The sequence below is a fragment of the Planctomycetia bacterium genome (genome assembly GCA_015075745.1).
Classification (GTDB): domain Bacteria; phylum Planctomycetota; class Phycisphaerae; order UBA1845; family UTPLA1; genus UTPLA1.
The window spans coordinates 185,914-206,357 of the sequence record JABTTW010000003.1 but is presented as its reverse complement, the minus strand read 5'-3'; the positions used below and the strand labels follow the sequence as shown (position 1 = coordinate 206,357).

Annotated in this window: 17 protein-coding genes and 1 pseudogene; 11 read left to right on the top strand and 7 right to left on the bottom strand. The window is 62.0% G+C overall.

All coding sequences use genetic code 11. The features are described from left to right. Positions 1 to 2: 2 nt before the first annotated feature. Both proB and HS101_19235 read left to right on the top strand, forming a co-directional pair. Complete coding sequence (gene proB / locus HS101_19240) at positions 3 to 1,127, top strand: glutamate 5-kinase (protein MBE7508398.1); 1,125 nt, start codon at positions 3 to 5, stop codon at positions 1,125 to 1,127. 9 nt (positions 1,128 to 1,136) lie between these two features. Then, a complete protein-coding gene (locus HS101_19235) occupies positions 1,137 to 2,384 on the top strand; it encodes a glutamate-5-semialdehyde dehydrogenase (protein MBE7508397.1) in 1,248 nt (415 codons plus the stop codon). A 402-nt stretch (positions 2,385 to 2,786) separates the two neighbouring features. On the opposite strand, the pseudogene HS101_19230 reads toward HS101_19235, so the two are convergent. From HS101_19230 to HS101_19220, 3 genes and pseudogenes are all read right to left on the bottom strand, one after another. Next, positions 2,787 to 3,919 (bottom strand): annotated as a pseudogene (locus HS101_19230) (IS630 family transposase). Between the two features lie 97 nt (positions 3,920 to 4,016). Further along, entirely contained in the window at positions 4,017 to 4,961 is a 945-nt protein-coding gene (locus HS101_19225) for an HDOD domain-containing protein (GenBank protein MBE7508396.1), read from the bottom strand. 375 nt (positions 4,962 to 5,336) lie between these two features. Continuing rightward, entirely contained in the window at positions 5,337 to 6,083 is a 747-nt protein-coding gene (locus HS101_19220; protein MBE7508395.1) for an arginyltransferase, read from the bottom strand. A gap of 108 nt (positions 6,084 to 6,191) precedes the next feature. Here HS101_19220 and HS101_19215 point away from each other — a divergent pair, with 108 nt between their 5' ends. Continuing rightward, a complete protein-coding gene (locus tag HS101_19215) occupies positions 6,192 to 7,241 on the top strand; it encodes a TlpA family protein disulfide reductase (protein MBE7508394.1) in 1,050 nt (349 codons plus the stop codon). Between the two features lie 54 nt (positions 7,242 to 7,295). Here the strand turns inward: HS101_19215 and HS101_19210 are convergent, their stop codons facing one another. Continuing rightward, complete coding sequence (locus HS101_19210; GenBank protein MBE7508393.1) at positions 7,296 to 8,324, bottom strand: DUF21 domain-containing protein; 1,029 nt, start codon at positions 8,322 to 8,324, stop codon at positions 7,296 to 7,298. Then, positions 8,321 to 9,673 (bottom strand): HlyC/CorC family transporter, encoded by a 1,353-nt coding sequence (locus HS101_19205; GenBank protein MBE7508392.1) that lies wholly within the window; start codon positions 9,671 to 9,673, stop codon positions 8,321 to 8,323. The genes HS101_19210 and HS101_19205 overlap by 4 nt, the downstream gene beginning before the upstream one ends. Positions 9,674 to 9,750: 77 nt before the next feature. On the opposite strand from HS101_19205, the gene HS101_19200 reads away from it, so the two are divergent. Then, the gene (locus HS101_19200) at positions 9,751 to 10,569 is read left to right on the top strand and encodes a sulfite exporter TauE/SafE family protein (protein MBE7508391.1); all 819 of its coding nucleotides are present in this window, start codon (positions 9,751 to 9,753) and stop codon (positions 10,567 to 10,569) included. 11 nt (positions 10,570 to 10,580) lie between these two features. Here the strand turns inward: HS101_19200 and HS101_19195 are convergent, their stop codons facing one another. Next, positions 10,581 to 11,636, bottom strand: coding sequence for a TolB family protein (locus tag HS101_19195; GenBank protein MBE7508390.1), 1,056 nt, complete (start codon positions 11,634 to 11,636; stop codon positions 10,581 to 10,583). Between the two features lie 357 nt (positions 11,637 to 11,993). Between HS101_19195 and HS101_19190 the strand changes: the two genes are divergently transcribed. From HS101_19190 to HS101_19160, 7 genes are all read left to right on the top strand, one after another. Further along, positions 11,994 to 12,344, top strand: a complete 351-nt coding sequence (locus HS101_19190; protein ID MBE7508389.1) for an RNA-binding protein — start codon at positions 11,994 to 11,996, stop codon at positions 12,342 to 12,344. 209 nt (positions 12,345 to 12,553) lie between these two features. After that, a complete protein-coding gene (locus HS101_19185; protein ID MBE7508388.1) occupies positions 12,554 to 13,375 on the top strand; it encodes a TIGR00282 family metallophosphoesterase in 822 nt (273 codons plus the stop codon). Positions 13,376 to 13,394: 19 nt separating this feature from the next. After that, positions 13,395 to 13,871, top strand: a complete 477-nt coding sequence (locus tag HS101_19180; GenBank protein MBE7508387.1) for a GNAT family N-acetyltransferase — start codon at positions 13,395 to 13,397, stop codon at positions 13,869 to 13,871. Next, entirely contained in the window at positions 13,868 to 15,493 is a 1,626-nt protein-coding gene (gene xseA / locus HS101_19175) for an exodeoxyribonuclease VII large subunit (GenBank protein MBE7508386.1), read from the top strand. Before HS101_19180 ends, xseA begins: the two co-directional genes overlap by 4 nt. 19 nt (positions 15,494 to 15,512) lie before the next feature. Beyond that, positions 15,513 to 15,749 carry an exodeoxyribonuclease VII small subunit gene (gene xseB / locus HS101_19170; protein MBE7508385.1) on the top strand — a complete coding sequence of 79 codons (237 nt, stop codon included), beginning with the start codon at positions 15,513 to 15,515 and terminating at the stop codon, positions 15,747 to 15,749. A 177-nt stretch (positions 15,750 to 15,926) separates the two neighbouring features. Next, on the top strand, positions 15,927 to 16,823 hold the full coding sequence (locus tag HS101_19165) for a polyprenyl synthetase family protein (protein MBE7508384.1): 897 nt from the start codon (positions 15,927 to 15,929) through the stop codon (positions 16,821 to 16,823). Positions 16,824 to 16,887: 64 nt separating this feature from the next. Next, positions 16,888 to 18,843 (top strand): 1-deoxy-D-xylulose-5-phosphate synthase, encoded by a 1,956-nt coding sequence (locus HS101_19160; GenBank protein ID MBE7508383.1) that lies wholly within the window; start codon positions 16,888 to 16,890, stop codon positions 18,841 to 18,843. A gap of 797 nt (positions 18,844 to 19,640) precedes the next feature. Here the strand turns inward: HS101_19160 and HS101_19155 are convergent. Then, positions 19,641 to 20,444: an ABC-2 family transporter protein gene (locus HS101_19155; GenBank protein MBE7508382.1), complete on the bottom strand. Its 804-nt coding sequence runs from the start codon at positions 20,442 to 20,444 to the stop codon at positions 19,641 to 19,643.

Sequence of the window (20,444 nt, the reverse complement as noted above, 5' to 3'; positions counted from 1 at the left end):
TCATGGAATCGCCCGTAAGTGGGAGACGTCAGCTTGGAAAAATTCGACGCGTCGTCGTCAAGGTCGGCAGCGCCGTCATCGCCGGCAAAGGGCGACTTCGCCCCAAGGTGATCGCCGACATCGCCCATGATGTGATGGTCCTGCGCCATCAGGGCTACGAAGTGATCATGGTCGTTTCGGGGGCCGTCGCCGCGGGATATGCCCCGATGGGCTTGGCCTCGCCGCCGGAGGACGTCGTTGAGCGACAGGCTGCGGCGTCGGTCGGACAGCATCGGCTCATGGGCGTCATGGCGAAGGCGTTTAAGCGGCATCGCATTCACGTCGCGCAGCTCTTGATGACCGCCGAAGATATTGAAAACCGCCGCCGCTTTCTTTCCGCGCGGCACACGATTCAGAAGCTTGTCGATGGCGGAATCGTCCCGATCATCAACGAAAACGACGCCCTTTCCGACGACGAGAACAAGGTCGGCGACAACGACCATTTGTCCGCGCTCGTGACCGGCCTCGTGTCCGCTGAGCTGCTGGTCATCCTGAGCATTGCCAAGGGCCTTCATGCGAACGGCGGCAACGGCGACGTGATCCCGCAGGTGGATGTCGGCTCGGCGGTTGACGAGCACATCGGCCATGACACGAGCACAACCGGCGTCGGGGGGATGCACGCGAAAGTTTCCGCGGCACATCTCGCCAGCCACTGGGGCGTGCCGACGATTGTCGCACACGGTCTGGAGCCCGGTATTTTGCCGCGGCTGCTGCAGGGCGAGCCGCTGGGAACAGTATTCGTCCCGCGCGAGCGAAAGCTCAACGCGCGCAAGCAGTGGATCGCCATGCGTTCTCGCTCCCTGGGATCGTTGACGCTCGACGCCGGGGCCAAGGCGGCAGTGATCGAGCGCGGCGCGAGCCTTCTGCCATCGGGAGTCCGCCATGTCGAGGGAGATTTCTCCATGGGGGCGCGGGTGGACCTCCGTGATGAGGAAGGGCACGTCTTCGCCGTCGGCCTTGTGTCGTACTCGTCACATGAAGTGCGCCGGATTCAGGGGCGCAAGCACGCGGAGGTCAAGGACATCCTTGGTTATGAGTACATCAAAGAGATCATCAACCGCGACGACCTGGTGATCTTCAGGGAATAGGGACCGCTCATGGAGAGAGACATCGAAAAGCTCGCCCAGCGCGCCCGGTCGGCGGCCGCGGCTCTTGCCGGTCTTTCCACGGCGACGAAGAACGTCTGCCTCACGACAATGGCGGGTCTCATCGAGACTAATGCCGCTGCGATCAAGGAGGCCAACGCCCTCGATCTGGGTGCGGCGCGCGAGGCGGGACTGGGCGACGCCAAGATTCGCCGGCTGACATTGACCGACGCGGGCATCCAGCAGTTGGCCGAAGGCCTGAGACAGGTCGCCGCGCTACCTGACCCAGTCGGCCAGGTCACGCGCGACGCGGCGGTGCCGAGCGGCCTTCGCGTGCGCAAGGTTCGATGCCCGATCGGCGTGATCATGATGATCTACGAGGCCCGGCCGAACGTGACGATCGACGCATTTGCCCTGTGCTTCAAGAGCGGCAACGCCTGCATCCTCAAGGGCGGCCGCGAGGCGGCAAACTCGAATCGGATACTGGCGAATCTGGCGACGCAGTCGCTTGCGAAGCATGACGTGAGTGCCGATTCGGTGACACTTCTGACGACCTCGGATCGGGAGGAGATCAAGGCCTTGCTGCGGCTCGATCAGTACATCGACCTGGTCATTCCGCGCGGCGGGACGGAGCTGATCCGGTTCGTGCACGAACACTCGCGCATCCCGATGGTGCAGCATTTCCACGGCGTCTGTCACATCTTCGTCGATGAGTCGGCGGACCTGGAGAGAGCCGTGAACATCTGTGCGACGGCCAAGACCAGCGGTCCGGCGACGTGCAATGCGGTGGAGGCCCTGCTCGTTCACGAGAAGATCGCCGCCGACTTTGTTCCGCAGCTTGCCCGGCGACTGGCCGCCGACGGCGTCGAGCTGCGCGGCGATGAAACGGTGCAGAGACTCGCGCCGACGGCCGCGGCGGCGACCGACGGGGACTGGGGACATGAATACCTTGATTTGATTGTTGCGTGCCGCGTCGTGCCGGACATCGCCGCGGCCATCGAGCACATCCGTCGCTACGGGTCGAATCACACCGAGGCGATTCTCTCGAACAACGCAGCGCATCAGAAGCGCTTCGTTGACGAGGTGCATTCATCCTGCGTGCTGGTGAACGCCTCGACGCGGTTTAACGACGGATTTCAACTCGGCCTCGGCGCGGAGATCGGCATCAGCACGAGCAAGATCCACGCATATGGCCCGATGGGACTCGAGGAACTGACCACGCAGCGCTACGTGGTGCAGGGGGATTGGCACAGCCGATGATGCCGGTTTCAGGTGCAAGACCTTGCTGTCCGGCGAATGAGCGTCCGTCATGCAACAAGCACAAGTATGATGATCGACGGTTCGAGAATGACTGCGCGCCACGGGCATCAACACCCGATGCGGCCTACTTCTTCATATCTGCGATTTCGTTGACGCAACTATTCCGAATCCAAGCCGGAGTTTCACAAGGATATAACAGAATGGAAGTCCCTGCGGGCTTGCTTGTTTACCTCTTGCCATATTCAGGAAACGTCGTCTTCGAGTATTACGCCAACGGCGTTTGGTCCTCTATGGCAGATTGCGCGTTGATGCAGCGTTGTATATCAGGAAATGTTCCTTGCGATTCACGTCCGGCAGAGGCGCCGGACGCTACGCAGATGCGCAAGCCGCTTTAGTACTCCGTCATGTTTCAATTTGCGGGTAAAGCCGATGGAGCTTCACGCGGGCATCATCGGTGGTGAACTGCCAGTTGATTCGTTTGGATCGATGGTTCCGATTTGATTCCCATGCCTTCACTTGCTTTGTTAGGGCCTTTTCATCGGGGACGCGGCCGTTGAGAGCCTGCTTTTCCATCACGCTGAACTCGATCTCCGCCATATTCAACCACGATCCATGCTTGGGCGTATGCACCACGTCCAGCTTGTCCATCAGCCGTCTTGCCTCGGCTGGAGGGAAGGCGGCATAAAGGCTCGACACGGTGTGGGTGTTGAGATTGTCCATCACCACGGTGATCTTCTCCGCACGGCGGTAGTGGAGGTCCACCAGCGCCCGCATCTGGCCGGCAAAGTCGGTTTTGCAACGCCGCGACGTCACCGTCACCTGCCGCCAACCTTTGAGCGGCTCCACGAAGACAAACAAATTCGCCGTCCCATTGCGCTCGTATTCATAGTCATACCGCGCCGCCTGACCCCGCTTCGCCGCCATCGGCCGACGTACCTCCGAGACCAGTTGCTTGGACTTCTCATCGAAACAGACCACCGGGCGTTTCGGATCATAGGGCCGGTGATAAACCTCAGAACATTTTCCATCGCACAGACGAACGCCGCATCCTGGTCCGGCGGAATGCACCACATCTTCTTCTGCCACGGTTTCAACTCGTTTTTGAAGAACACGCCGGATCGTCTCATGGGACACCGCGTCCACGATCTTCAATTCCACCACCCGGTCGGCCAGCAGCCGGAGCGACCAACGTTCGTATCCCTTCGGCGGCTGCGAGCAGGCCACGGCCACAAGTTTGGCCTCCTTGCGGCCGTCGAACTTTGGCGCCACCGGCGGGAAGGGCCGTTTCTTCGGTGCCAAACAGGCCTCAATCCTTCCTCTACAAACCGCTTCCGCAGGTACTCGATGCTCCGAACCGACACCGCCAGGCCTTCTGCGATCCGCGTATCGGGCCAGCCCGGTCGTGACTTCGATTCATCCGCCTGAAGCAGAATGTTCGCGTGCCGAATTTTGTAGGCCGCCGCCCTGCCCGTCGAAACCAACTCCTTTAATCGCCGCCGCTCCACCGCCTCCAGCCGAACCACATACCGTTTCATCGCCGATCCTCCATGATCAACAGGCCATCCACGGCCATCCAATCATGAACATCGACCCTTTCCAAAAATAACCCGCAAAGCTAACGATGACGGAGCACTAGCCGACGGACACAGGCGTACCGGCGTCGATCGTCTGCGTCAGTAGTTTGCTGATGACAGAGAAGATCCGGCTGGACAGTACTTCGACCTGAAGCAGATTGGCCATGTCCTCGATCTGCTGCTCCAGGCCGTCGAGCGCCTTGGCCAGCACCGACACATCGAGATTGACGCGCTCCATGCCTTCGATGCAGGACTTGAGGGCCACCTCGGGGTCCATCGTCTCGCACAGCGTCTTGGCGATGATGCTGCCCGCGCCGATGATCCTGGCCAGCCTCGCGCCGGCCGAGTTGGCGGGCAGGTCGCCATGACTGGCATGATGATAGCGCGCGCCTTCAACCACGCTGGCCGGCAGGTTCCACTGTTCGAGGATGAGGGCCGTGATTTCGCCGTGTGAAACGCCCATGACGTTGTACTCGGCGTGAATCCAGTCCTCGGTGCCGTGCGGCCGGTAGTTCGCGACGATGGGGGCGTAAACCTGCGGCATGCACCGCGCCATCACGATAACGCCCAGATCGGCCAGCAATCCGCAGATAAAGGCCTCATCCCGCTGCGTAGGCGACAGGACATCCGCAAACTTGCCCGACAGGATCGCCGTGGCCAGCGACCGCCGCCAGTAGTAGTTGATGTCGATGAGGTCGGTGGTCATCTCCTGAGTCTTCTGAACCAGGTAGCGCGTGAGCACCAGTTCGCGAACGCGCTTGATGCCCAGCAGCGTCATCGCCTGGTGCAGCGAAGAGACCTGACGGGTCAACCCGAACAGCGACGAGTTGGAGAGCCGCAGGACAACCGCGGCGATCCCCGGGTCGGTGCCCAGGAGCTCGACCAGCTTGTTCAGGTCGCAGTGCGGATCCTGCGTCATTTCATAGCAACGCGTCGCCACCATCGGCATCGACGGAATAGAGGCGGACCGCTTGATCGCTTCGAGTGTCTCGACTTGCAGCATGATGTTCACCTGATCGGCGAGGCGTTTCTCGCATGGCGAGTACGCGTGGGCTGATGGCGAGCGGGTCCCACGCACTGACTTATCGGTGCAGGGCAGGGTCGGCATGAGATGAAGTGAGAGCGGAAAGAAGCCGGAGATAAATGACGCACGAGGCCGCCCCCCCAAGCGGCCCCATACGCCTAATAATGATTGCGGCACGCAGACGGCCCGTTGGTGCTTTCCGCCAGGCCCTCGCAGCCTGAATTGCGAAGCACGCTTCCCGCAATCCTTGCGGGATGGGGTCGTCAACATGCTGGCCGGTCCCCGGCACAGGAACTATCGGTCCGGCCGTTTTACAGATGAGTTATTTTTGGAGGCAGGTTGCGGCGTGCAGCCTTACGCCGAACATCGATCGACCCATTGCATGGAAGAGTCGAGCAGTTGATGAGGCCGGAACGCGGCCTTGTAGTTCATCCGCGCGCAGTCATTGACGTAAAACCCCAGATACCAGTAGGGCAGAGCGCGACGCCGGCATTCCTCGATCTCGCACAAACCCCCGAAGACGCCCGGGCTTCGCCACGACTCGTCAGGATCGAAATAGAAATAGACGGAGGAGATGGCGGTCGGACAGAGGTCGAGGATGCCGACCGCGATGATCCTGTCGAGCACCGTGTAGGTCATCTCCAGCGATTGCGTGGGGGACTTATAAAGGAAATCCTCGAAGTCCTCGCGCTCTTCGCTCATGCTCCCGTCGTGCTGATGACGGAGGTAACGGACAAACAGCTCGTACTTCGCGGTCGAGGGCTCCGGCGTCCCCCATGCGACCCGGACGTCGGTATTACGCCGTAGAACGCGACGCTGCGACCGGCTCGGCGTGAATCTCGCCACGGGAACGCGAATTGGAACGCATTCGCGGCATCCGTCACAGACCGGACGATAGACGAACTCCCCGCTCCTTCGAAAACCGCGATCCATCAGGGCCAGATAGTCTTGAGGCGGAAGCAGGGGCGCGAACGTATACTCATTGACGGCCGTTCGTCCCGGCAGGTAGGGACAGGCATGGACCGGGCCGCGTCGCAGGGGTAGCTGGGTCAGTGGGACAGCCCTCATGGCGTGCGGGTCCATGACAGATAGAATAACCATTGCAGCGGACTTCCGCCGCGCCGCGTGGCGCCGGCAGGGGCCGGAATTACTATAAAGGGCTGATTTGCCCTCGGCGGCGCAGGTCGCCCTTGCGATTGGGAGTCCAGCATGACCAGGTTTCTGATGGGCGCGTGTGTTGTGGCGGTATTGGCGGTCACGATTCCCGCGCAGGCGGGGTTGAAGATCGGCGACAAGGCCCCGGCGGTAAAGGCGGGCAAGTGGATGACGTCCGCTCCGCCCGCGCTGCCGAATGAAAAGGGCGGCGAGAAGCACGTCTTTCTCGTGGAGTTCTGGGCCACATGGTGCCCGCCCTGCCTCAAGAGCATTCCTCATCTGGGCGAGCTGCATCGCAAGCACGGCAAGGACGGCCTGGTCATCATCAGCGTGAGCAACGAGGAACCGGAGACCATCGAAAAGTTCCTGAAGAAGAACGCCTCCAACAAGAAGCTGGAGATGCCCTACCACGTCGCATCGGACGATGATATGGCGACCAACTCGACCTACATGGCCGACATCGAGTCGATTCCCCACGCTTTCATCGTGGATCGCAAGGGCATCGTGATCTGGACCGGTAACCCGCTCGATCCGGCGATGGATGACGCGGTCGAAGGGGTCCTCGCCGGCACCTACAACGTCGAAGTAGCCAAGAAGGCCGCCGCCACCACCGAGAAGTACGAAGAGCTGATGGACACGTTGAAGTCCGCCTACACCGACGGCGACAAGGAGAAGATCTTCAAGACGCTCGACGAGATGATCGCGCTCAAGCCGCAGGAACTTCAACCCTACCTGATTCGCCGCCAGTTGATGGCGGAGTACGAGATGCAGGACCAGGTAGCCGCCTGGGACCAGAAAATCGAAGCGGCCATGCAGGACCATCCGGATTCACTGGTCGATCTGGTGGAGTTCGAATTGCAGAAGCCCATCGCCGATCGCAACGCGGGCCTCATGTATCGCAGCGCATCGCGCGCCGTGGAGCTGACCAAGCGACGCGACGTGGACATCCTCACGGCGTTGGCCGAGGTCCAGTGCCAGCTCGGGATGCTCGACGCGGCGATTGCCACCCAGCGCGAGGCGGTGGCCCTGGCCGACGAATCCTCGAAGGAATCAATGAAGAAGGTGCTCGGCTATCTGGAAAGCGCCAAGGCCCTGACAAAATAGGCGGGCCTGATCCGCTCTCCGCACCGCGAAACGGCGCCGAAAACGCGAACAGACTCACCACGCGGTGATCTCTCCGATCAGTTCCTCCGCCAGATCCTTGACGGTGACGATCCCGAGGCAATGGCCCGCGGCGTCCTCGATCGCGGCGATCCGCCGGCGCTTCAGTTGTAGAACAGCGAGCGTGTCGAGAACCGTCGTCTGGGCGGTGACGCGAGGGATCTCTCGGATGACCCGATCGAGCCGATCGTTTTCACCCATGTAGATCAAATCGAGCAGGTGGGCCACCCCGATGATTTGCTTGCGCTCACCCGAATAGACGGGCAGTCGCGAATGCCGCGATGACTGTATCACCCCGCGAATGTCCTTCATGGCCATATCACTTCGCAACATGACGATCCGGGAAAGCGGAACCATGACCGCCGTGACCGGAATCCCGCGCAGCTTGTGGGCGCTTTCCAGCATGTCGATCTGAGTTCGCGTCAGATTCCCCTCGGCCGCGCCCTCGTGAAGAAGCTGATACATCTGGGCCCTGGACCCGAGAAACGTGCCGGTGCCGGGCGACGCGCTGTGCTTGAGGAAAAGCGTGCCGATCCATCTTTGAAGCCCGATCAAACCGGCGAGCCGGAAGAGCCTTCGCGAAAAGACAAGCATCGGGGCAATGTGAGGCATGAAGCGATCGGCATGTCGCTGGAATAGATTCTTGGGGACGATTTCCCCAAAAATAAAGATCATCGGCGTGAGGATGACGGTCGTGTAGAACTCGGCGCTTCCGGCGGCCTGGCGTTCGGTGAGATTCGGGGAGGCGCTTTTCAAAATGAGAAAGGCCAGGGAGAGCGGGGCCAGATAGTTCGCAATGTTGGTGCCGATCAGCACGGTGGCAAGGGAATCAGGCCGATGGTGCAGGAGATCCTGCAAGAGCATCGCTCGCTTGTTCTTTCGGTATGCCGCGACGGACAGCCGCAGCCGGCTGACACAATAAAGCCCGGTCTCGGCGCCGCTATAAAGGCCGGAGAAAATCACGCAGAGGGCGCAGAACGCAAATCCGACCGTGGCTTCCATTGGGCTCAACTCGGCCAGGATCATGCGGCGCCTCCTTCCCGACGATCGGCCGTCGATTTGGCGTCGGCGGCGAGCAGCAGCGACAGGTCGGCGTTTTCCCCGGTCGGTTTGAGAAGTGTCACCATGGCCCGAAATACGCGCCGCTTCCGCATGACCATGACGCGCAAGACCACATGGCCGATCGTCACTTCGTCGCCGGGTTCCGGCAGCCTGCCGAATGACTCGACGATGAGGCCGCCCACCGTTTCGAATCGCGTGTCCTCGATGGGAAGCTCAAAGGCCCGGCGGAAGTCGTCAATGTCCATGGCGGCATCGACGGTGAACGTGTTGGGGCCTAATCGAACGAGGCGCGGTTCATCGCCCGTCTCGCCCGGCGCCGAGAGATTTCCGACGATGGCCTCGACGATATCCTCCATGGCGATGACCCCGGCGAGCCCGCCGTACTCATCCACCACGATGGCCATCTGCGTGCCCGTATGCCGAAAGTGCTGGAGAACCGACTCGGCGCCCGCCTGTTCGGGTACGAATTGAACCGGCTTGAGCATCTCGCGGATCGGCTTGTCCGGATACAGAAACGTATCACGTGCGGCGACGGTTCCGATGATGTTGTCGATCGTGCCTTCATAGACGGGCATTCGCAGAAGCCGGGCGGTCTTGAACAGCTTTTCGAGGTCGTGGCGATCATGCGCAATATTGAAGGCGCTGAAGTCCACCCGTGGCACCATCAGGGCGCTGACGCGCGTTTCGGCCAGCTCGAAGACGTGATGAATGATTCTGTTTTCTCGATCATCAATCAGCCCGCCGTCCTCGCAGATGCTGACAAGCTCCTGCAATTCTTCCGCGGCGATCGATGAGGCCGGCAGCGTCGTGCCGCTGACCAGCCGAATCAGAGGCTCAACGAAGACGTTCTCCAGCAGCCAGCGAAGGGGGGACGTTGCAATGACCAGACCCCGAATGGCGGGCGCGATCATCAGCGAGAGCTTGACGCTGAGTATCAGTGCGATTTGTTTGGGGAGGATTTCCGCCCCGAACACGGTGACCACAAAACCACCAATGCCGAAGACCGTCGCCACGGCCGTCGATCCGCCGGAAAGCCGGACCGACGTGACCCCCAGGACGGAATACAACAGCATGTTGATCGCTGTATTGGTCAGCAGAAGCGTGGACAGAAGCCCGCGCGGATCGGCCCGAAGCTGGGCGACTTTTCGAGCACTGACGGTATTGAACCCCGCCAGATCCTGAAGTTGCTTGCGCGTCAGCGCGAAGAGCGCGGTCTCGCTCGCCGAGGCCATGGCGCTGGCGATGATCAGCGTCCCGATAAGCGCAAAGGCGGGGAGATTCTCGATGAGTCTGTCGATCAGGTGAGGTGACATCCAGCCTTTGATTTTAGGGCGACGGCTGATTACTGTCGAAGTCGGGTGCAGACACTGTTGCCAACGACGAACAGCACATGACGTATTTCTGGCTGGTGATCATCGGACTTGCGGGCGGCGCCAGCGGCGGGCTGCTGGGTATCGGCGGCTCCGCGGTGATGATCCCCGGGTTGGTCCTGCTGCTCGGACCGGACAAGCAGCATCTCTATCAAGCGGCGGCGATGATCGTGAACTTCTTCGTCGTCGGGCCGGCGGTCCTGCGGCACACTCAGGTGCGGGCGATGCTGCGGCCCGTTACTCGATGGATGATTCCCAGCGCGATCGTCGGCGCGGTGCTGGGTGTGTTCGTCAGCGAGCTGCCGATGTTTCGCGGCAGCGGTCAGGGGTATTTGCAGATTACGTTCGCCGCGTTTCTGGCTTACGTGATCGCCTACAACCTCATAAGGCTTGGATCGGGTCACCGTTTTCAGAAGATGACGGAGGCGGACTCGGCGAAGTTGTCCAAGTCGCTGATCGTGGCCGCCGTCGGCCTGCCGTCCGGCCTGCTCGGCGGCCTGCTCGGCGTCGGCGGGGGGCTGGTGGCCGTCCCCGCGCAGCAGGTGGCCCTGCGCATTCCCCTGACCAACGCCATCGCCAATTCGGCCAGCACGATCTTGTGGTCGAGCGTCGTCGGCGCGATTGCGAAGAACAGCCGGCTGACCGAGCACGGATTCACGATCCGTGAGTCGCTGATGCTGGCGCTGTGTCTCGTGCCGTCGGCGATGATCGCCTCATACTTCACCGCGGCGAAGGTCCACCGCTGGCCGGTGCGCGTCATTCGATACGCCCTCGTGGCACTTTTGCTCTACAGCGCATATCTGCTCGCGACCAAAGGCTGGGCCCAGGCTCACGGGTAGCCGCCGATTGTTTATTGGGGCGAGTCAAAATCCGCAATGAAGATCTGGCTCGATCCGTCCGGCCCGCGCTGGCTCGTCCACATCATCTTCCTGCCGTCCGGGCTGATCACCGGCAGCCCGTCGAAGCGTGGGCTGTAAGTGATGCGTCGCTGCGCGCCCGTTTCGATGTTCAGCCAATAGACCTCGTAGTTGCGGTGCCCGTGAATGCTCGTCGTGAAGACAACCGACTTGCCGTCCGGCAGCCAGTAGGGGGCCCAATTGACGATGTCGCTGTGCGTCGTGAGCTGCCGCTCGCCGGTGCCGTCGGCGTTGATCACAAAAAGCTGAAGGTGATCGTCCTGATTCCGATCGGCGCGGAAAATGACGCGCTGGCCATCGGGTGAAAAAAACGGCCCGCCGTCATAGCCCGGTTTGTCGGTGAGTCGGCGCACAAGCGTGCCGTCGGCGCGCATGATGTATAGGTCGGGGTTCCCGTTGCGGTCGCTGGAAAAGACGATGAATTTCCCGTCAGGGCTGAAGGCGCACTCGGCGTCGTATCCCGGCGTGTCGGTGACTTGCTTCGGGTTCGAGCCGTCGACGTCAGCGCGCAATATGTCCATCCCGCCGGGCATGTCCCATGTGTAGGTGCTGCCTTCGCGGTGATACTTATTTGGGTTCTCCATGTCGGGATGAAGATAGCTCGAGGCGTAGATGATGCTCTTGCCGTCCGGCGCAAAGTACCCGCAGGTGCACGCGCCGCCGCCGGGGCTGACTTGCTTGAGCGTGCCCGGCAGCGCGTGGCCGTTCTGATCGAGCTCCAGCGTGAACATCTGGTATTTCGACTCGCCTTTGGGATACGCCTGGAAGATGATGCGCCGCATGTCGGGGCTGAAATACGCCTCGCCGGAACGGTCCAATCCCATTTCCGTGAAAGTGAGCTGGCGGACGTTGGAGAGGTAGCGGGATTCGCTTTCCGCCCAGTTCGCTTCTGGCGTTGCGTCAGGATTCAGCACGAATGCCGGCTTTGCACAGCCTCCGCAGATAACGGTAACAATGATCGCAATCCGTGTACCCTGCTGGGTTTGCATACGAACTCCCTTCTGGTGTCAGCTCGGCAATGTTAGCCGGACAGCCTCGAAACCCGAAGGGGGCAAATCGCGGTGCAGTGAGCCATTTGGCGACGTTCGCGAAGGCAGAGGCCGACCTGGGAATCGGAGTCCTTTTTCTGCTTTACTCTTGCAATCGCCGAGATTATTATTTAGACGGTTGGTTTGGTTCAACGAACGTGCGATAGGGTCCGCGACATTTCTCAGCAAGGTTCCGCTACTCATTGCCGGCTCGCCCATCCCACCTTTTGGTCGGAAAGGTCCGACCCTTTCATGTCGACCCTGAAAGCAAAAGATCGGGTCGAATTGCCCTGTGTGTTTTTTTAGGAGTTACGATTAATGGGCAAGAAACTGTATGTCGGCAATCTTCCTTTCACAATGAGTGGTTCGGAGCTTGAGCAGCTCTTCGCCGCACACGGCACTGTCACCAGCGCCCAGGTCATCTCCGATCGCGAGACTGGCCGGAGCAAGGGTTTCGGTTTCGTGGAAATGGCTTCGGACAGCGAGGCCCAGGCGGCCATCGATGCCCTGAACGGCCAGCAGAATGGCGGTCGCGCTTTGACCGTCAATGAAGCTCGCCCGAAGGAGAATCGTAGCGGTGGCGGCGGCGGCGGTGGTCGCGGCTTTGGCGGCGGCGGCGGTGGTCGCGGCGGCTACGGCGGCGGCGGCGGCGGTCGCGATCGCTACTAAGGATTGAGAATGACCCGATGCCGATTTTCGGCCGCGGGTGATTCGATTGCCAAAAGAACGAAGGGGCCGCGAGCGATCGCGGTCTCTTTCTTTTTTACCCATCGCGATTAATCCGTCGCCCCGTTTTGCACCACACGGCCGAAGCGATTATCTTCGCAACTATTCGCAAGACTCATTCCCGCCGGAGGGCGGCTAGAAGGTAGGAAAAAGTGGAAATCACGATCCTCTGCATCGGGGACGTCGTCGGTAAACCGGGCCGATCCATCGTCTCGCAGGCCGTCCCGCGACTCGTCAAGGAGCGCGGCATCGATTGCGTCATCGCCAACGTCGAAAACGCCGCTGCCGGCTCCGGACTGACCGAGCTCCTATACAACAAATTCCTCCGATACGGCGTCAACCTCATGACGCTTGGCGACCACATCTACCGCAAGGGCGAGATCATGCCCGTCCTGGAGCGCTCCGATTGCGCCGTGCGCCCCGCGAATTATCCTTCCGAATCCGTCGGCAAGGAAATCGCGGTCTTTCAAACCGCAAAGGGCCCGAAAGTCGCCGTCGTCTCGATCATGGGACGACTCTACATGCGGCCGCCCTGCGATTGCCCGTTTCACGCCGCCGATCGCGTCTTCGCCAAGCTCCCGCGCGACGTCAACATCGTCATCGTCGACATGCACGCCGAGGCCACCAGCGAAAAAGTGGCGATGGGCTGGTACCTCAATGGACGCGCGAGCATGGTCTTCGGCACCCACACCCACATCCAGACCGCCGACGAACGCATCCTCGACCGCGGAACCGCCTACATCACCGACCTCGGCATGAGCGGGCCCTACGACAGCGTCCTCGGTAGACGAAAAGACAGAATCATGCGCTACCTGATGACCGGCCTGCCCGCGCCCTTCGACGTCGCCACCGACGACGTCCGCATGTGCGGGGCCCTGGTGAAAGTTGACAGCGACACGGGAAAGGCGACACACATCGAACGAATCCGCGTCGACGCCGACGGAACCTCCATCGCGGACCACGATGACGACTGAGCCGGCGGCGGAGGATCGCATGGGCGAACATCTTCGCATCGTGCCCTATTCGGCGAGCGATCGTGACGCGATGATCGACGTCGTCCAGCGCGTCTATCAGGAGTACGGCTTCACCTGGGAGGCCGACGGCTATCACCGCGATCTCTATACCGTCGAGGATTACTACCTGCGCGGCGGCGGCATGTTCTGGATCGCTCTCGACGCCGACCGCGTCGTCGGCTGCGTCGGCGTGACGCTTCACGGGACCGAGTGCGAATTGCACAGGCTCTACCTGCTCCCGGAATATCGCGGACGCCGGCTCGGCCGCCGCCTACTGGAAACGGCAATGGACCACGGCCGTCAATCCGGCATCAATCGCATGATCGCCTGGAGCGACGTAAAGCTGCCCGACGCCCATAAGCTCTATCTCAAGCTGGGATTCACTCAGCAGGGGCAGCGCATCTGCGACGATCCCGACAAGGCGCTTGAGTACGGATTCTGGAAGGAGCCGCTGTGAGCAAGCGAAAGCCAACCGGCCGGCCGCCCTTCGACCCAAGCAAGGTAAAGCCCGACGACGAGCCCAGCCTCTTCGGCCCGTCGCCGGAAGAACCCAAATCGCCCCCCAAAGATGGCGCGTCCCAACTCCCCGCCCCCGCGCCAAAGCTCTACACCGTCAGCGACCTGAACCGGATGGTAAAAGCCGCCATCATCGCCGCACTGCCCGGCAGCGTCAGCGTCCTCGGCGAATTGTCCAACCTGTCCCGGCCGTCGGGAGGGCACGTCTATTTCACCTTGAAAGACGCATCCAGCGAAGTCCGCTGCGTCATGTGGCGTTCCGACGCGGCCCGGTTGCGCTTCGCGCCCGAAGACGGCATGGAAGTCATCGTCACCGGCGAAGTCGATGTCTACGAACCGCGCGGACAGTATCAACTTTACGCCCGCCGTTTGGAACCGCGCGGCGTCGGCGCGCTGGAGATCGCCTTTCGCCAGCTCAAGGAGCGACTGGAGCGCGAGGGTCTCTTCGACCCGGCCCGCAAGCGCCCGATTCCCGCCGTGCCCAGACGGATCGCCGTCATCACCAGCCCGACCGGCGCAGCCATCCGAGACATCCTGCAAACCATCGAGCGCCGTTACCCCTGCGTGTCGATCTACGTCTTCCCCGTCAAAGTGCAGGGCGACGGCGCGAAGGAAGAAATCGCCGACGCCATCGCCCGCGTGAATCGATCCAGCGCGAAGTTGGGCGGCATCGACGTCATGATCGTCGGTCGCGGCGGCGGCTCCCTCGAAGACCTGTGGGCCTTTAATGAGGAACACGTCGCCCGCGCCATCTTCAACAGCGAGATTCCAATCGTCAGCGCCGTCGGCCATGAAGTCGACTTCACCATCGCCGACTACGTCGCCGACCTCCGCGCCGCAACCCCGACCGCGGCGGCCGAGCTCGTCGTCCCACAATTGACCGACCTCATCGCAGGGCTCGACACGCAAACCCACCGCCTCTCCCGCGCCGCCCTGCGCGCCGTGGAGTCTGCGACTTCGCGCTTGTCCATGCTGGAGCGCTGCGAGTGGTTCCGTGATCCGCTCGGCCGCATCGGCCATCGCCAACAGCAGTTGGACGAAGTCACCGGCCGCCTGCGCCTGGCGATCTCGCGCCGATTGTCCGCATGCAGCGCCGCCCTGCATGAATCCGAAATGAGACTCGCAAAGGTGCGGCCCGAGGTCCAGCTAGGCCGCCGCCGCGAATTGCTCGGCGAAATCGAGCACCGCCTCCGCTGGGCACAAGGCCACTTCAACCTCAAACTCGAACGCCGACTCGCCGCCGTCGAATCCCGCCTTCGCGTCTCATCGCCCAACCGCCTCGTGCAGCAGGGCGCCATCGTCCTCGGTCATCTGACCGATCGCCTGACTCGCGGCCAGCAAACTCGCCTGCGGGATTGCCAGCACGGGCTCGACGCGCTCGAAGCCCGAATCCTCGCCGCAAGCTCCGAGGCCGTCCTGCGACGCGGCTACACCATCACCCGATCGGCCGACGGTCGCCTGATCCGAAGCCCCGCCGACACCGACGCCGGCGAGCAGATTGTCACCCAGACGGCAGGCGGAGAAATCCGAAGTCGTGTAGAATCGTCGGACGACGAAAGTTAACCCGGCGGCACGAGAGCCTATGTCCAAAGCCGAACCCACATTCGAAGAAGCCATGAAGCGGCTGGAAACAATCGTCCAGGCCATTGAGCAGGGCAAGATCGGCCTCGAAGAGTCGATCAAACAGTACGAAGAAGGCATGGCCCTGATCCGTCGCTGCCGGGGAGTCCTGTCAGACGCCGAGTTGAAGATTCAGCACCTCCAGGCCGCCGGCGCCGATGGCGCCGAAGTCGTGCCCGGCTCGACGAACGCCAGGTAGCAGGACGCCGAATAAGGGGTAAGTTGCCATCCGGGGGGCAATTGCTCATTTTTTTTGAAAGTTCAGTTTAGTCAGAATCCCTCGTGCGTACCGCCGCAAAACGGCTAGGATGTATCGCGGTTTCTTCGGCCGTGACGGGAGTTTGCCTTGTCCGGGCGGCTGATATTGAGTTCGAGCATGGATACGGCAATCGCTGACGACGTCATCACATCGCTACGCACCACAGCATCCGAGGTTGACGCCGCGATGCGTCGATGGCTCGAAGGCCCGGCAAATACGCCGCTGAGGCTGCTCGAAGCGATGCGCTACAGCCTGGAAGCGGGGGGCAAGCGCCTTCGACCGGCCCTCGTCCTCTGGTCCGCCGAGCTTTGCGGCGGTTCGCCGACGGCGGCAATGCCCGCGGCCCTCGCCGTCGAGTGCGTCCACACCTTCAGCCTCATCCACGACGACCTTCCCGCTCTGGACAACGACGACATCCGCCGCGGCCGACCTTCCAGTCATAAGGCCTTCGGCGAGGCGACCGCTATCCTCGCCGGTGACGGCCTTCTGGCACTGGCGTTTGAAATCCTCGCCACCGACACCCCCGACGCCGACTCGGCCGTCGCCATGGTCCGCGAGCTCTCCGCCGCCACCGGCTGGCGCGGAATGATCGGCGGTGAGGCCGCCGACATCGAAGGCGAAAAGCAGCCGCCCTCCGTCGAAGTCGTCGAGCAAATCCACGCCGCAAAAACCGCCCGACTCATCGAGGCGAGTTGCCGTATGGGCGCCATCGCCGCCCGTGCCGATTCCCGTACGCAAGACGCCCTGGTCCGATATGGCCGCCACCTCGGCCTCGCCTTCCAGGCGGCCGACGATCTGCTCGATGAAACCGGGGCTGTAGAGTCCCTGGGCAAGCCGGTACGCCGCGACCATCAAAACGGCAAACAAACTTACCCACGAGTCGTAGGAGTAGAGGCCAGTCGCCGCCTCGCGGATGATCTGACGCAAAAGGCGATTGATTCACTGAAACCATTTGGCGAGCACGCCGCAAAGCTGGTCGCGCTCGCCCGATACGTAGTGGCAAGGGAGTGCTGACGTAGCGAGGGACAGCCTGATAAGTGACAGGCCGTCCGCAACGATGGAGCATGGAACGACGGGAATGAATAATATCCTACCCACACTGAGTTCGCCCGATGCGCTGCGGGCATTTTCGCAGGCCGAGCTTCTCCAGTTGGCGACCGAGATTCGCGAGCGGATCATCCAGGTCGTCGGCAAGAACGGAGGTCACCTCGCCAGCAACCTCGGCGTTGTCGAACTGACAATGGCCTTGCACCACGTCTTCGACTTCAAGCACGATCGTTTGCTTTGGGATGTCGGCCACCAGGCCTACGTCCACAAGCTGCTCACCGGCCGCCACGCTCGGTTCGACACCCTGCGCAAGGCCGGCGGAATCAGCGGCTTTCCAAATACCGACGAAAGCGAATACGACCTTTTTAACGTCGGCCACGCCGGCACCGCCATTGCCACCGCCGTCGGCATGGCCCGCGGCGCTTCGCTCATGAGCGATGACCGCCGCGTCGTCGCGGTCGTCGGCGACGCCAGCATCTTCAACGGCGTCGCCTTCGAGGGGCTCAATCAGGCCGGCACCCTGCGCCGTCAACTGCTCGTCGTGCTCAACGACAATTCGATGGGCATCGCCCCCACCCAGGGCGGCATGGCCGAGTACCTCGCCAAGTTCCGCGTCAGCACCGTTTACGAAGACCTGAAGCGCGGCGTGAAGCGCTACCTGCCCAGCGTTCCGCTCATCGGCAAGCCCGCCCTCCAGGCCCTCGATCACTTGAAAGAGGGCCTCAAGGCCACTGTCTCTCCGCATCAGATCTTCGAGCAGCTGGGCTTCATCTACGTCGGCCCGACCGACGGCCACGACTTGGAGCATCTCATCGAGCTGCTCGGTGTCCTCAAGGACGTTCAGCACCCCGTCCTGCTCCACGTTCACACGCAAAAGGGCAAGGGTGCCGAATGGGCCCTCGCCGAGCCCACCAAGTTCCACAGCCCCAAGCCCTTCAAGGTCGAAGGGTGCCGCGTCGAGATCCAAAAGGGCGGCGTCAGCTATACCTCCGCCTTCGCCGATGCCCTCATCAAGGTCGCCCGCGAGGATTCGCGAGTCTTTGCCCTCACCGCGGCCATGCCCGACGGCACCGGGCTGAACAAGTTTCAGGAGCAGATTCCCGAGCGCTACCTCGACGGCGGCATCGCCGAAAGCGCCACCGTCGACATCGCCGCAGGCATGTGCAAGGCAGGCATGCGTCCCGTCACCGCGATCTACTCCACATTCCTCCAGCGCGCCTTCGATCAGATCTTCCAGGAAGTCGTCCTGCAGGGGCTCCCGGTCATCTTCGCCCTCGATCGCGCAGGCCTCGTCGGTGGTGACGGCCCCGTCCATCACGGTTTCGCCGACATCGCCTATCTCCGCGTCTTCCCGAAGATGGTCCTGATGGCCCCGGCCGACGCCGCGGAGATCGAGTCCGCCCTTCGCTTTGCCTTGTCGCAGGATGCCCCCGCGGCCATCCGCTATCCGCGCGACACCATCCCCGAGCCGCTCTTCGCCGACGGCCAGACGCCCGCATTCGAGCTGGGCCGCTCCGTCACCCTGCGCGAAGGCGACGATGCCGTGATCCTGGCATACGGCTCCACCTGCCGCGCCGCCTTGGATGCGGCTGAGGTGCTCTCGGTCGACGGTATAGAGACGCGCGTCGTCAACGCCCGCTTCGCCAAGCCGGTCGATCAGGAGATGGTCGGTTCGGCCCTGGCCCTCGGCGTCCCGGTCCTCACGGTCGAAGATCATTCCGTCAGCGGCGGCTTCGGTTCCGCCGTTCTGGAGACCGCCGGCGACCTCGGCCTCGCCGCCGACAAGGTGATCATCCTCGGCATGCCCGCCGACCGCTTCGTGGCCCACGGCCCCCGCATCGGCCAGCTCGCCGAGTGCGGCATCGACGCCGCCGGCATCGCCGCCTCAGTCCGCGAAGCGCTGGGCGCGCCCAAAACAAGCGTCTCCGACGCCGCCCTCCAACGCGCCCGCGACCTGGCATATGTCCCCACCGCCGACGAGACGTAATCCATCATCACCGCATTCGCCCGCGAGCCGCACGTGGGCCGCCGCGACTCTCTCATCCGCGCTCTGATTCCGTTTCGCCAATCCTCGTCACGATGCTGTAGCGCCACCCCTTGTGGGTGGCGTCGTGGTCCTCCTCCTCGTCGTCGGCGCTGTCTTTCGCACAATCACATCCCCCCTTTAACATTTAACCTCCGGTCAATTACCGGGGGTCCGCTGCTGCGAGATTCCTTTCTCGCACCCACTTAGAATGGGAATCCCTTCCCATGTCTTGCGTCATTGGGTTGCCATTTCCATCTCATGATCGATCAAGCGATCCCGTGCCCTCATCCCCAGGCGCGAACACGGAGCAAATATCCTCATATGAGGGACCATTGCATCCGTAAAACAACCGGTGCCACATGCCCGACACACAAATCCGGCGCCTCCCCATAGCGCTGTCTCAGCCCGCCAACCCGTTTCCGCAGTTTTTCACCGAAAACGCGCGCCACCCCAACACACGCCCGCCACAAGACTTGCAACCGAAAAAAATCCGCTGTGTCACCTTATGTCACTTTAGCTTCCTCGCTTCCCGCGCGAGCATGGACGCGGCTTGCCGTTTGGCGACGGGCCACCTGCGGCCCCCGCATCGCCATGTGTCACCGCCTTTGCATTCCCCTTGGCCCCTTTTTTCACCTTTTCCGCGAAGCGCCCCAACACGTGCCCGCCACAGCGCTTACAAACGCCTTCAAAAACTTTTTTCGCCTATTGTCACCTTGGATTGTGCCCCCCAAACCCAGCCCGCCACGCAAAAAATCGCCCTACGCCGAGGCCCCGCTGTAATGCCGAAGACCGAATTTCCAAAACCGGTTCGACACCACCAGCATCACCGCAGCGAGGGCGAAGCCCCATGCCACCGTGGTCGGCGCCGCCGTCATATCGCCCGAGATCAGAGCCCGGGCGGGAACCGTCGTGATAAAGGCGAGCGGGACGAGGTACGTCAGCGTCCAGCGGACGCTCTCGCGATAAATGTCGATCGGGAACCGGCCCGCCTCGAAGACATTCCAGAAAACCATCTCAATGTTCTGCACCCGAACAAACCAGAAGCACATCGTCCCGAGCATGAGCCACACGCCATAGACGATCGTGAACCCCGCCGCCAGCGTCGCGGCGAAATTGATCGCCTGCGCGACAGGCACGTGTCCGGTCAGCTTGACGCAGCCGTATACGGCAATGCTCAGCCCCAGCAGTACATCGACCACCCGATAGATCACAATCTCGCGAATGCTGACAAGGAACTGCGCGTTGACGGGCTTGAGCAGCACAAAATCGAGCGTGCCCTCGCGGATGTCCTCCAGAAGCTTGCGCATGTTCGGAACGATGGCGATGCGGATGCCGCCCGCGACCGTGCGATAGACGCCGACGAGGACGAGCATGTGCTGCCACTTCCACCCGCGAACGTCCTGCGTGTTGGAGAAGATGATATAGACGCCGATCAGTTCGCTGATCAGGTGCAGAATCGAGACGACGATGCGCATGTACATGTCAAACCGATAGGCGGCGAGGTTCTGCACGTTCACCTTGGTGAACAGGGCGATCAGTCGAATGGGGCGCATGAAGTTCAT

Bases quoted from the DNA above. Each gene is read 5' to 3' on its own strand.
- xseB (MBE7508385.1), top strand. From the start codon at position 15,513: ATGTCCAAAGCCGAACCCACATTCGAAGAAGCCATGAAGCGGCTGGAA.
- HS101_19205 (MBE7508392.1), bottom strand. From the start codon at position 9,673: ATGTCACCTCACCTGATCGACAGACTCATCGAGAATCTCCCCGCCTTT.
- HS101_19160 (MBE7508383.1), top strand. From the start codon at position 16,888: ATGAATAATATCCTACCCACACTGAGTTCGCCCGATGCGCTGCGGGCA.
- HS101_19195 (MBE7508390.1), bottom strand. From the start codon at position 11,636: ATGCAAACCCAGCAGGGTACACGGATTGCGATCATTGTTACCGTTATC.
- HS101_19155 (MBE7508382.1), bottom strand. From the start codon at position 20,444: ATGAACTTCATGCGCCCCATTCGACTGATCGCCCTGTTCACCAAGGTG.
- HS101_19235 (MBE7508397.1), top strand. From the start codon at position 1,137: ATGGAGAGAGACATCGAAAAGCTCGCCCAGCGCGCCCGGTCGGCGGCC.
- HS101_19165 (MBE7508384.1), top strand. From the start codon at position 15,927: ATGGATACGGCAATCGCTGACGACGTCATCACATCGCTACGCACCACA.
- HS101_19215 (MBE7508394.1), top strand. From the start codon at position 6,192: ATGACCAGGTTTCTGATGGGCGCGTGTGTTGTGGCGGTATTGGCGGTC.
- HS101_19200 (MBE7508391.1), top strand. From the start codon at position 9,751: ATGACGTATTTCTGGCTGGTGATCATCGGACTTGCGGGCGGCGCCAGC.
- HS101_19210 (MBE7508393.1), bottom strand. From the start codon at position 8,324: ATGATCCTGGCCGAGTTGAGCCCAATGGAAGCCACGGTCGGATTTGCG.
- HS101_19225 (MBE7508396.1), bottom strand. From the start codon at position 4,961: ATGCTGCAAGTCGAGACACTCGAAGCGATCAAGCGGTCCGCCTCTATT.
- HS101_19220 (MBE7508395.1), bottom strand. From the start codon at position 6,083: ATGGTTATTCTATCTGTCATGGACCCGCACGCCATGAGGGCTGTCCCA.
- HS101_19180 (MBE7508387.1), top strand. From the start codon at position 13,395: ATGGGCGAACATCTTCGCATCGTGCCCTATTCGGCGAGCGATCGTGAC.
- HS101_19190 (MBE7508389.1), top strand. From the start codon at position 11,994: ATGGGCAAGAAACTGTATGTCGGCAATCTTCCTTTCACAATGAGTGGT.
- proB (MBE7508398.1), top strand. From the start codon at position 3: ATGGAATCGCCCGTAAGTGGGAGACGTCAGCTTGGAAAAATTCGACGC.